The sequence below is a fragment of the Microbacterium sp. Kw_RZR3 genome, assembly GCF_029222405.1.
Taxonomy (GTDB): Bacteria; Actinomycetota; Actinomycetes; order Actinomycetales; family Microbacteriaceae; genus Microbacterium.
In genome coordinates this window covers 36,764-48,930 of sequence record NZ_JARHXC010000221.1, presented here as the reverse complement: position 1 = coordinate 48,930, position 12,167 = coordinate 36,764, and the positions used below count along the sequence as shown (strand labels likewise).

Annotated in this window: 9 protein-coding genes; 6 read left to right on the top strand and 3 right to left on the bottom strand. The window is 68.5% G+C overall.

Features of this window, described 5'->3' with window-relative positions; genetic code table 11:
* Window positions 1-2: 2 nt before the first annotated feature.
* Entirely contained in the window at window positions 3-689 is a 687-nt protein-coding gene (locus P2P98_RS12325; RefSeq protein WP_275800150.1) for a hypothetical protein, read from the bottom strand.
* A gap of 78 nt (window positions 690-767) precedes the next feature.
* Between P2P98_RS12325 and P2P98_RS12320 the strand changes: the two genes are divergently transcribed.
* From P2P98_RS12320 to P2P98_RS12305, 4 genes are read left to right on the top strand one after another with little or no spacing between them, the layout of a single operon-like run.
* On the top strand, window positions 768-2,219 hold the full coding sequence (locus P2P98_RS12320) for a DUF3375 domain-containing protein (RefSeq protein ID WP_275800149.1): 1,452 nt from the start codon (window positions 768-770) through the stop codon (window positions 2,217-2,219).
* A complete protein-coding gene (locus P2P98_RS12315; RefSeq protein WP_275800147.1) occupies window positions 2,216-2,908 on the top strand; it encodes a DUF4194 domain-containing protein in 693 nt (230 codons plus the stop codon). Before P2P98_RS12320 ends, P2P98_RS12315 begins: the two co-directional genes overlap by 4 nt.
* 5 nt (window positions 2,909-2,913) lie before the next feature.
* A complete protein-coding gene (locus P2P98_RS12310) occupies window positions 2,914-6,255 on the top strand; it encodes an SbcC/MukB-like Walker B domain-containing protein (protein WP_275800169.1) in 3,342 nt (1,113 codons plus the stop codon).
* A complete protein-coding gene (locus P2P98_RS12305) occupies window positions 6,252-7,385 on the top strand; it encodes a Wadjet anti-phage system protein JetD domain-containing protein (RefSeq protein WP_275800145.1) in 1,134 nt (377 codons plus the stop codon). The genes P2P98_RS12310 and P2P98_RS12305 overlap by 4 nt, the downstream gene beginning before the upstream one ends.
* A gap of 362 nt (window positions 7,386-7,747) precedes the next feature.
* Here the strand turns inward: P2P98_RS12305 and P2P98_RS12300 are convergent, their stop codons facing one another.
* Complete coding sequence (locus P2P98_RS12300) at window positions 7,748-9,574, bottom strand: HNH endonuclease signature motif containing protein (RefSeq protein ID WP_275800143.1); 1,827 nt, start codon at window positions 9,572-9,574, stop codon at window positions 7,748-7,750.
* Window positions 9,575-9,833: 259 nt separating this feature from the next.
* Here P2P98_RS12300 and P2P98_RS12295 point away from each other — a divergent pair, with 259 nt between their 5' ends.
* Window positions 9,834-10,226, top strand: a complete 393-nt coding sequence (locus tag P2P98_RS12295) for a DUF3021 domain-containing protein (RefSeq protein WP_275800141.1) — start codon at window positions 9,834-9,836, stop codon at window positions 10,224-10,226.
* 34 nt (window positions 10,227-10,260) lie between these two features.
* On the opposite strand, the gene P2P98_RS12290 is transcribed toward P2P98_RS12295, so the two are convergent.
* On the bottom strand, window positions 10,261-10,584 hold the full coding sequence (locus tag P2P98_RS12290; protein WP_275800139.1) for a hypothetical protein: 324 nt from the start codon (window positions 10,582-10,584) through the stop codon (window positions 10,261-10,263).
* 19 nt (window positions 10,585-10,603) lie between these two features.
* Here P2P98_RS12290 and P2P98_RS12285 point away from each other — a divergent pair, with 19 nt between their 5' ends.
* On the top strand, window positions 10,604-12,067 hold the full coding sequence (locus P2P98_RS12285; protein ID WP_275800137.1) for a PLP-dependent aminotransferase family protein: 1,464 nt from the start codon (window positions 10,604-10,606) through the stop codon (window positions 12,065-12,067).
* Window positions 12,068-12,167: the final 100 nt, after the last annotated feature.

Below are 12,167 nucleotides of genomic sequence, written 5' to 3'. Positions count from 1 at the left end.
GCTCACATCGTCATGAGCGTCGCCAGCGAGAGCAGATACCCCACGAGCAGCGAGACCACCCACGCCGTCGCGGCCGCGAAGTGCCAGTTCTGGCGTTCCTGCATTTCGAGACGGCGCGGGTCGTCCGCGGGCAAACTCCGAAGCGCTCGCTGGGTGACGATGAACGCGGGGGCCGCAAGCGCGAGGATCACGACCGTCGCGATGAGCTGGAGAAGAAGCCCGTTCTCGCGCGGACCGATTGCGACGCTCGCTCCGGCCGATGCGACGGCGCTCACGATATCGAGGGGGCCGCTCAGGGCGATGATGCCGATGGCGCCGACGACGACGATCACGGAACGGACGACCGCCTCCCCAGCCGTCGGCGCGGGGGAAGCACCCCCGCCCTGACGGCTCCACAGCTCGCGCCGGAGCCGTCGAAGGGCAAGGGGCCACACGATGACGCCGGTGATCGCGGCGAGGATCCACGCCAGCACCTGGGTCGACGACATCTCGAACCCCCACGCGTCGACGAGGAAGACGCCGCCGATCCACGCGAACAGTGCGGCCGGGATGCCGATGAAGACCACGAGGAGGGTGATGAGCAGCCGGGTGCGGCCCGGGAGCTGGTCGGGTCCGATGGCCCCGGTGCGGGCGGGGCGGGAATGGCCGGAAGGATGTGCCGCGCGCTGGGTGTCGCGCTCGAAGCTCATAGGGAAAGGGTAGCCAGTCGCTCTCGAGGGCAACCTCGTGGGAAGAGCCATGTCGGCGGTCTGATGAAGAATGTCCTCATGTCCGCCGTCGTCTCAACCCTCGAGCTCGCGCCATTGATGAAGCGCGACGTGGCGTGGCAACTCATCCGCGCCGACCTCGCGCCCGTGATCGCCGGCCTGCTCGGCACCCATCTCGGAGGACAGACGCGCCGGGTCGACGCCGAAGAGCTCTACGAGCGGCTCGACGACGATCTCGAACAGCTGCGTATGCACGGCCTGAGCCTGCCGCTCAGCGGACAGGGGTATTGCGCGCAGTGGCGAGCCGCCGGTTTCCTCCTTCGTCGCCCCGCAGTCGATGCGCGCGGCGAGACCCTCGAGCTGTCACCCGATGCCATTGCGGCGGTGCGCTTCCTTCAGGGACGCGCTGCTCCCCGATCCGCCGCAACGGAGTCACGGCTGGCGAGCATCGCCGCGCAAGTTCGCCGTCTTGCCATCGACACCGATCCCGACGCGGCTGCACGTATTTCGCTGCTCGAAGATGAGAAGGACGCGATCGACCGGCGCATCGCCGCCCTGCGCTCCGGCGACGACAGCACCCTCGATACCGACCGTGCGCTCGAGCGCACCCGCGACCTGTTGGCGCAGGCGGCCGACGTGCCCGACGACTTCGCCCGTGTGCGCACTGAGTTCGAGACGCTCAACACATCTCTTCGGGCACGGGTCGTCGAATCCGACGGTTCACAGGCGGCCGTGATCGACGAGGTCTTTCTCGGCATCGACCACATTGCCGACTCCGACGCCGGGCGCAGTTTCGCCGCCTTCTCGCGTCTCGTGCTCGACCCCGCGTTGAGCGCCGCGTTCGAATCCGACATCCGCCGCGTCCTGGAGCGCGACTTCGCGCAACAGCTCACCCGCGACGAGCGGCACACCCTTCGCACTTTCCTCACGACGCTGAAAGCGCGTAGCGCCGAGATCCACGACGTCATCACGCTGTTCGCTCGTGCGCTCAGACGATACGTCCAGTCACAGGACTACCAGCGCGACCGCGTGCTGCGAGGGATGCTTCGAGAGGCGATGCACGCCGGCGTCGCCGCGTCCGCTGGGATCAAGCCGTGGCATCACACGCGCTTGCACCTCGATCTGTCGGCCGTCACGCTGTCGAGCGCCGCGACCGTCGATCTTCACGATCCGGCCGAGTTCACTGCCATCGACGTCATCGAGCACCACTCGGCCGAGATCGCCGACCTCGAGGAGTTGCGCGCGCTCGCCCGCGAGACCGAGATCGACTTCGACGAGCTGACACGTCACGTCAACGACGTGCTGGCAGAGAGCGATTCCTGCACCGTCGCCCAGGTTCTCGCGCGCTTTCCCGCCTCGCAAGGCGTCGGGAGCGTGGTCGGCCTCCTTTCTCTCGCCGCCGAGCAGGGAACCGTCGACAAGACCTATGAGGCGCTCACGTGGCGCGGCCTCGACGGAGTGGACCGCACAGCCGTCGTCGCGACGCATCGATTCACAGGGAGGCTCGTATGAGCACAACGGACATCGAAGACGCCGCCGAGACGGCGCCGTCCGTGGAGGTGTGGCCAGGCGACCCCGGTGAGTTGCCCGAGCGCACCCGGCGGGTGCTCCTTCGGCTGATCCGCGGCCCGTACCTCTCCGGCGCCCGAGAACCGCAGCTCTGGTCCGTCCTTCTCAGCGATGAGAGCGTGTTGCGTTCTCGCGTTGCCGAACTGTTCCTCGAACTCGTCATCGACCGCGACAACGAGTTCGCCTTCGTGCGCAACGCACCCGCCGAAGACGCTCCGAAGGCCGTCCGGTCGGAGCGGCTCACCTTTCTCGACACGGCGATGCTGCTGATACTCCGACAAACGCTGCTGAGCGAAGAGGGCCGAGGACGAGTCATCGTCGGGCAGAGCGAGATCTTCGAACAGTTGACGGTGTATCGCACACCCGACCGGGACGAGAAAGACTTCCTCAGCCGACTCAACTCGTCGTGGCACAAGATGCAGAACAAGCTGCGCGTGCTGCATCCGGTCGGCACCGACCGAGCCGAGATCTCACCGGTGCTCCGACTGATCGTCGATGCCGATCAGGTTCGCGCCATCACGGCAGAGTACCAACGGATCGCGGACGAAGACGGCTCAACCATCAGCCAACCCGACCGGGACGACATCGAGTCCGGCGACGCTGTCGATGAGGCTGAGGAGACAGACGAGTGACGACGATGACCTTCCCCGACGAGATAGCCGAAGATACGGAACCGACCGATCAATGGCGCTTGTCACGCGTCGAACTCGTCAACTGGGGCACCCTTCGCGGATTCGTCACGATCGACGTCGCGCGCCGAGGACATCTCTTCACCGGCGCGTCAGGATCGGGAAAGTCGTCGTTGCTGGATGCCATTGCCACCGTGCTCACCCCCGACAAATGGCTCCGGCTGAACGCTGCCGCCCAAGACGGGAACTCTCGTCTGAGCGACCGCAGTCTCATGAGCTACGTTCGCGGAGCGTGGACGAAGGAAGCACACGACAGCGCGGATCGCGCCACCACCACCTACCTCCGGCCGCGCGCCACCTGGAGCGGCATCCTGCTCCGATACGAGAACCCCGCCAGCGACCCTGTCACCCTCGCACGTGTGTTCCACGCGCCGGGTGCGAGAATTGAAGCGGGGGCTCTCAAAGACGCTCGACTCTTCATACGTGACGATGTCGACCTCATGGCGCTGAAGCCGCACGTCGAAGCAGGAATCGATGCACGACGCATGGCGAAAGCGTTCCCCGAAGCGCTCATCACGACGGGTGGGCGGCATGGGCGCTTCCACGATCGCATCGTGCGGCAGTTCGGCTTTCGCAGCGACGCCACGTTGCACCTTCTCCACAAGACCCAGTCAGCCAAGAACCTCGGCACGCTGGATGCCCTCTTCCGCGGATTCATGTTGGATGCGCCAGAGACATTCGCTCGCGCCGACAATGCGGTCGAACAGTTCGTCGAACTTGATCGAGCGCACGCGCACGTCGTCGATCTTCGCCGACAGGCGGATGCACTGCGCCGCATTGACGAGACCATCACCGCGTACGACTCCGCATCGGCGGAGGTCGCCCGCGCGGTGGGTCTGCTCGACGCCGTCGAACCGCACACCTCCGCGCTCAAGCTCCGGCTTGCTCGCGAGGCTCTGGGACCCGCGCGCGCGGGTCTGGCGCGTGTCGTTGCATCCCTCGGGGACGCCAAGAGGGAGCGCGACCTCGCGGCCGATGCCCTGGCTTCCGCTGACGCACGTGTGCGCGAGGAAGGGGGGACTCGGGTCGAGGTGCTTCAGATGCGCCTTGACGCTGCGATTCACCACGAACGAACCGTGGAGCGTCAACGTTCGCTCCTCGAAAGCGACCTCGCGCAGATCGGCGCTCCGGTTCCCGAAGACGCGGGGCAGTTCGCCGAACTGATCTCGGTCGCCGCGAGCGAAGCCGATCACAACATCCCCGCGGTCGCGCACGAGGTTCGGGATGCCGCCAGCGAGGCACGTAAAGCGCTCGCCCGGATCGACGACCAGCTCGCCGCACTCCGCGAGAATCGCAGCAATATCGACCCCCGGCTTCTCGGCGCGCGCAGATATCTCGCGCACACGCTCGGGGTGCCCGAGTCGAGTCTGCCGTTCGTGGCTGAGCTCGTGTCAGTGGCGCCCGAGCACGCGGCCTGGCGCGGCGCCATCGAACGCGCCCTGGCGCCAGTTGCGACCACGATGCTCGTCGGCGACGAACGGCTGGCCGAGGTGCGACGAGCGGTGAACACGAGGTACCTCGGCGTGCGTCTCGTCATCGAAGCCGTACCGCCGTCCGTCGAGGAACCCCGCCGTCCGCGGGAACCGAGGTCGCTCGTCCACCGAGTCGTCGTCGCTGACACCGCGTTTCGCACCTTCGTGCTCCGCCGCATCGTCACCGACTTCGACTACGCGTGCGTCGACCACCCCGACGATCTCGACGGCGTGCAGCTCGGTGTGACCATCGTCGGTCTACTCAAACGCTCGTCTCGTCGGTATGAGAAAGACGATCGCTCCTCCGTCGACGATCCCGCGCGCTGGGTGCTCGGCGGAGACACCGAGGCACGGCTCGATGCGCTGCTGAGCCAGCGCCGCGACGCGACAGAGGCGATGAAGACGGCGACAGCCGCAGACGCTCGCGCCGACGCCGCGCGTGAGGCCGCTCTCGCTCGACGCGAGGTCTTCCGCCGAGTGAGCGGCCACGCGTGGGAACACATCGATGTCGCGGGAGCTGCCGCGCTCGCGGCTGCTCGCCGGGCGGAGCTCGACGCCCTGACGGCGGCCTCGTCCTCGCTGAGCGCGGCGCAGGAGACGCGAGATCGAGAAGCGGCGCGACTCGAGACGGCGACGGCCGAGTTCGAAAGGCTGCTCCGCGCCGAGGGCAGCGCGCGCGATGCGCTCGATCGGCTGGAGGGCCAGCTCGCCGATCTCGAACGCTCGTCTCCTCCACCCGTAGACGAGAAGTCAACCGGCGTTCTCGACGAGCGGTTTCGAGCGGCGCGGCGATCGCTCACGCTGGACACGATTGATGAGGTCGCCCGCGCTGTGCAGACCGCACTCGCTCGAGAGAAGGACGCCGCGACGCGACGCGAGAGCGATGCGGCGGCATCCTTCGCCGGGCGGGCGGCCCAGTTTCACGCGAAGTGGGCTGCAGCGGCCGCGGAGCTCACGACCGAGATCGGTGATCGGTACGGCTACCGGGAACTTCTGGAAGGGATTCTCGCCCGCGGACTGCCCGAGAAGGAAGGCGAGTTCCGGCGTCTGCTCCGCGAGAGAACCCGTGATGTCGTCGCTCACCTTCTCGCTGATCTCCGCGATGCGCCGGGACTCGTGCGGGAGCGGACCCTCCCCGTCAATGCCTCCCTCGGACGCTCTCCCTTCGAGGGAACCGACCGTTTTCTCGAGATCGACGTGCGAACGAGTCGCACACCCGAGGTCGAGGAGTTCCTCGCCGATCTTCGCCGCGTCGTCGAGGGCAACTGGGCCGACGAGTCGACCACGGGAGCCGAGGAGCGATTCGCCGTTCTGCAGCGTGTGATCGGTCGCCTCGGTTCCAAGGACCGCGTGGACCTCGACTGGCGTGCCCGGGTGCTGGACACCCGGTTGCACGTCTCCTTCCTCGCCCGCGAGAAAGATCCGACTGGTCGCGTCGTTCGTGTGTACGACTCTGCGGAGGGGCTCTCCGGCGGGCAGAGGCAGAAGCTCGTCATCTTCTGCCTCGCTGCGGCCCTTCGGTATCAGCTCACGGACGACGAGTCCGATGTTCCGCGATTCGGCTCGATCGTTCTCGATGAGGCCTTCGACAAAGCCGACAGCCGGTACACCCGCAATGCGATGAATGTTTTCCGCGCGTTCGGCTTCCATATGATTCTCGCGACTCCGCAGAAGCTTCTGCAGACGCTCGAACCATACGTCGGGGCGATCACCGCCGTCTCGAATCCGGAACGCAACAGCACACGCCTGGCGAATGTCGTCTTCAACGAGGCCCCCCAGGGCGGGACGGCCATCGCCAAAGAGGGTGACCGGCCATGACCTCTCCCGTGTCGGTATCCGGTGCCCGCGATCGAGCTCGCCGACTGTACGACCGTGACGCGCGCGACTGGGCAGCGACCGGGCGCGCCGACGTCGTTCTCGACATGCCGTTGCATCCGCCGACCGAGCGGGCCGCGCTCGCCGATCTCGATTCAGCGCGGCTCTGGGTAGACGACTGGCGGCAATGCGAGAGGTCGTCGACGGTCACCGTGTCGTGGAGCACGCGCGTATGGTCGCGCGTGGGCTCACAGTCGGTTCCTGATCGGCTTCGGGTCGAAGGACCGAGCGCGATCGCGATGTTCGCTGGGAGGAAGAGCGACTGGACACGACTGTCCGGGCGTCTCGGAGTACTGCGTGATCTCGTCGGATCCGCGTCCGCCTCGACACTCAGGTCACACGCACGCGACATCGATTCGCTGGACGACGCAGACTTCGCGCGGTTGACGGATGTCGTGACGTGGCTGCGCCTGCATCCCGTGTCCGGACGACGCGTACGGGAACTGCCGATCCGAGGCATTCATACGAAATGGATCGAGAGGCGCCGATCGCTTCTCGAAGCGCTCCACCGCTCCGGAACCGGGGAGAGCGGACTCGGTCTGCACGAGCCGGAGCCACTCGTGCGCATGAGAGTTCTCGACCCCACGCTCGCCGTCGGCGGACTCACCGATGTCTCGGCTCCGGTCAGTGATCTCGCCAAGCTCGATCTCCGGCCCGAACGGATCTTCGTGTTCGAGAACCTGGCGACGGTGCTGGCGATGCCGCCCGTCGCCGGCGCGGTCGTCCTTCACGGCGGGGGCCACCGTGTCGAGCCCGTCGCCCACCTACCGTGGGCTCGCACGGTGACGTACTGGGGTGACCTCGATTCGCACGGGTTCGCCATTTTGCATCGGCTACGTGCGCACGGGGTGACAGCGACGTCGATACTGATGGACACCGACACCCTGCTGGCTCACCAGGACATGTGGGGTTCCGATGCCGAACCGAACGTCTCGGTTCTCTCGCTCCTTACCCCCGACGAGAGCTCGACACTACGCATTCTCAGCAGCGCCGGCAACGTCCGACTCGAGCAAGAGAGAATCCCCTGGGACTACGCCATTGAGGCCCTGACCAACGGCCCGTCACGTTCGTAACAAGCATTTGGGAGAGCCTGAGCGAACGGGTTTGGCTTCGTCTTTCTGGAGGCTCCACCCTCGGGCGACGGAAGGCACCCGATGGCTGCAGTCATGTGCGTGACGGCGAGGCCTGACTCGCTCGCTCCCGCATCAACAAGCGAGGAATGACGGCGTTCTCTATGTCGACCGGCAACCGGGCACGCGTCGGCGTGATACCGCCGCGTGGAACGTCAGCGCGCTGAGGAGTCGACGAGGCGAGCAAACGTGGCGATTTAAGGTCCGAATTACTGTTCTCTCGCCGCCGGGTGGCAAGGCGAAGGACCTCAGAACCAGCCCTCGTCCTACGGGATGCCGTCGGCCCACTTGCACGCATCGGACCATCAGAAGGGCGGCGGGTCTTCGGCGACCTCGGCACCCAGCGGAGACGTCCACCGCATCTCGCCCGTGTCGGGGTCGCGGGACGGGGCCCACCGCGACTCGTGCCGCAGACGATGGTGATGTCGGCACTCGGGGGCGAGATTCTCGTCGTCGGTCGCGCCGCCCTCGCTCCACGCGGTCAGGTGATCGAGGTCGCAGTCGCGAGCGGGCCGACCGCACCCGGGGAACACACACGTCGGCGAGGTGACGCCCAACCATCTCCGCAACGCGGTGGGAACGCGATACGTCGATCGGTCGAGCGCGACCGGTGCACCCGTGAGCGGGTGGGTGAGAACGCGTACCCACGAGCTCGCCTCGCCGGCGAGGCGACGAGGGGTGTCGAGGTCGATCGGGCCGTAGCCGTCGAGCGTCGCGGGCTCGGCGCCCGCGCCGAGCAGCGTGAGCGCGGGAACGGTCACGACGACGCCGGGCCGACGATCCGGGCGCGCGATGGGTGGGAACGTCGTCGTCGGTGAGCCGTGGACGGACGCGGAGCGAACTGCGCTGGGTGTCGAGATGCGGGAGACCGTGGGAGCGTCCGCGGCAGGCGCAGAACCACCGGCGGACAGAGAACCACCGGCAGACGGGGCACCCGCCGTGGTCGGGGCACCGGCCGTGAGCAGATCCGCGACAGCGTCCGCGCGCAGCTGCGCGAGAGTGCGCTCTTCGTCGGGCGCGACGCGAAGGTGACGCGCGATACGGTCGACACGCGTCAGAGCGTCGTAGGCACGATCCGCGGGAAGAAGAGCGGTCAAGGTCGCCATACCGTCGAGCTCGGGGCTCACCCACACCCCGCGATCGCGAGCCGCCCGGCGATGACGTGCCTCGATCGACTCGCTGTGCACCCGCTCTCGAAGCGCTCGAGCCGCAGCCGTGAAGCGCGCGGGCGGAAGCCGGAGCGCACGATCGAGAGCGCCCTCGTCGAACGCGCGCCACGATTCGTGATGCTCGGGCGGGGTCGACGTGGTGCCGTCGGCCGCGTCCGCGGTCTCGTCGGGGAGCATCGTGACGCCTTCGAGGAGCCCGTCACCTGCACCTCCGTCACCAGGATCTCCGCCAGGGGGTGCACCGTCGCTGGAGAAACGGTCGCCTTGGTGCAACGGATCGCCCGGGCCCTCGGCATCCGGAACCTGCACATCAGCGCCGGTCGACGACGCGTCGCAGGGTTCTGCGGGCAGCGACGTCGCCAACCGGGCCGCCTCAACCGCGTGTCGCTCGGAAAGCAGGCCGTCTGAAAAGGCGCTCCACACCTCGGGGCACCGGGTCTTCAGCATTTCGGCGTGGGCCGCTCGCGTGCGAACGGTCTGCTCGGACAACCGGAGGCGCGTCGCGATCTCGGCGACGACGGCACGCTCTGCCATGTCGCGCCGGTCGCGTCGCACAGCGGCGACCGTGCGTCGCCGGGGGTCGCTCCACTCGAGGTCGAGCGTCGGATCGGCGCCGACCCATGGAACGGGGTCTTCCCGCGCCGCTCGCAAGAGCGTGGCGATCAGACGGTACTCCGCGGCCGTAGCGCGGTGGCGTTGGCGGGCCTGGCGCTTCAGTTCGTCGAGGAGCTCGGTGGGGCTGAGGTCGTCCCGCCCCGCGTCCGATCCGCGGTCGAGACCGTCGAGGTCGCCCGATCCTGTGGTCCGGACCGCACCGGAAAAGGGATCAGGATCGAACAGACCCTGTTCGATCGCCCACGCGGAGTGAGCGTCGGCGAGCAGGTCGTCGTCGCTCGGCCACGGCACGCCCCACGGCGAGACGACCGAGCTCGGCCGGTCGTTTGCGGGTGCCGTGACGTCCATGATGCAACGCTAGCGAGGGGGTCCGACATCGGCCGGGCGCCCGGATTCGAGCGCGCCCGAGGTCGTCGAAGGAGCGGATGCCGACGGCTCGCGCTCCGAGCATCACGCACGAAGCGGATGCCGACAACAAGCCAAACCCCACCACCCACGCCGCACCGACACCGAACATCGATGCCGCTGACACACCCCACCCCGGTCACACCGCGCCGCGCGGGGCTCCCACCGCGGGGCCGGATCCCTCGTTCCCTCAGCTGGCCCCATGAAACTGCTCGGCGCTGTGCTCCTCCGAGCGGGTATCCCCCTCGTCATCATGAGCGCGATCGGCATCGCGCTCCTCGCCCAGGGAAAGCCCGACGACGGACGCGCGACGCTCGCGGTCGGCGTCATCGCGGCCGCCGTGTCGGGGGCGTCCGTGATCTACCAGGTCGAGGCGTGGAGCATGCGCACGCAGACACTCGTGCATTTCGTGGTCATGACCGTGACGGTGCTGCCCGCGCTGCTGCTGAGCGGGTGGTTCCCGCTCGACACCGGGTGGCACTACCTCGGCGTGGTCGCGGTGTTCCTCGGGACCGGCATCCTGCTCTGGGCGTTCTTCTTCGTGCTTTTCACGAAGATCCTGCCGAGGCGCCGCACCCCGCCGGCGTCCACCTAGACGGGAGCCCGTGCCGGCGCGTCGCCCGCGCGCCTCACGCGGGAACGAGAACCTCCCCCTCGGCCACGGCAGGCGTCTCACGGTCGCGAACCGCGAGCACCTCGCCCAGCACCCGCTCCCCCACGCTCGGCTCCGCCGCCACCCGCGCGGCCAGCGCCCGCACGTGCACGACGACGCGAGTCGCCGCGCGAGCCGAAGAGGGGTGAAGCGCCCGGTCCACGGCATCCAGAATCCCGAGGAGACGCTCGTCGTGGCAGCGGTCGTCCGACGCGGCGATCCACTCGAGCACGTCGGCGATGGTCCAATCCGGACTCAGTGGACTGACAAAAGCGGATTCGGGAGAGTCGAAGCGGGTCATTGGCCCACAATCGGGGTTTATGACCCTCGATGACAGAGCCACTTCCGGCCTGGTGGACCATCGCACAGCCATCGTCTCGGCGGAGCGCCTGGCGGTTCGGATCGGGCGCTGGGCGACGACCGACGCGACCCTGAGCGCCAGCCTCGCCGAGGCGATCGCCCGTCTGGTCCGCGAGGGAGAGCTGCGCGGCGGCGACCGCCTTCCGTCCGAGCGGACGCTCGCCGCCACCGTCGCCGTCTCACGCGGAACCGTGGTCAGTGCGTACGCGCGCCTGTACGACGAGGGCATCCTCGATCGTCGCCAGGGCAGCGGAACGCGCGTCGCCGGCGCCGCTCCCCTCGCCGCGCGCCAAGCAGCCGGGCGCGGCGAGGCGCTCTACGCGACCCTGCCGTCGAGTATCAACCTGCTGCGTGCGGTGCCCGCGATCTCGCCGCGCGCGGTCGGCATCGTCCAGCGTCATCGACCCGTGCTCGACGCCACGACCGTCGAGGCCGACCCCGCGGGACTCCCGGATCTTCGCGCCGCGATGGCCCTCGCGATGACCGAGGACGGAACCCCGACGACGCCGGCGCAGGTGCTCGTGACGCACGGGGGACAACAGGCCCTCAGCCTGCTCGTCGACGAGGTCGTCTCCCCCGGCGACACCGTGCTCACCGAGGAGGTCGCCTGGCCCGGACTCACGGATGCCGTGCGCCGACGCGGCGGCCACGTCCACGGCATCCGGCTCACTCCCGACGGGATCGACGTCGAGGCGCTCGAGATGGCGATCGTGGTGCGTCGCCCCGTGCTCATCGCCCTGAACCCCCACAACCACAACCCGACCGGGATGCAGACGAGTCCGGCCGTCCGTCAGCGGATCGCCGACCTCGCCGCCGATCACGGCGTGACCGTGGTCGAGGACCGGGTGCTCGCGCACGTGTCGTTCGACGGCATCACGCCGCCGTCGCTGGCGGCCCTCCGGCCCGACGCACCGATCATCGTCGTCGAATCACTGTCGAAGTGGGCGTGGGAGGGGCTGCGGGTCGGATGGCTGCGCGCAGACCCGGTGCTCGTGCGGCGACTGCGCGGCCTCCGCCAGAGCACCGATCTCTCGACCAGTGTTCCCGCGCAGATGCTGGCCCTCGACCTGCTCGCCGAGGCTCCCGCCCTGCGCCGCGACGTCGCGACGGTGCACCGTGACGCCGCCGTCACGACGGGGCGGCTGCTCCAGGCGCATCTCCCCGACTGGCGGTGGCGACCTCCGCGCGGCGGACTGTGCATCTGGGCGCAGCTGCCCGCGGGCTCCGCGGCGGCCTTCTCCCGCCACGCGGCCGGGTTCGGGGTCTCGGTCGCGGGATCGGCGCAGTTCACCTCGGATATGGATGCCGACGACCACATCCGCCTCCCGGTGACCCCGGAAGCGCACGTGCTCGAGGCCGGCCTGCAACGGCTCGGCGAGGCATGGCGGGCGTACGGGGCGTCGCTGTCGCGGGAGGTCTCCTGAGGGCGTCTCCGAAACGGCCGTGGACGTCACCGAGCGTCCGCGGGGAGAACGCCTTCGTGGGCGGTGACGGGAAATCTTCTGCACGCGGGCCCCGTCCCGT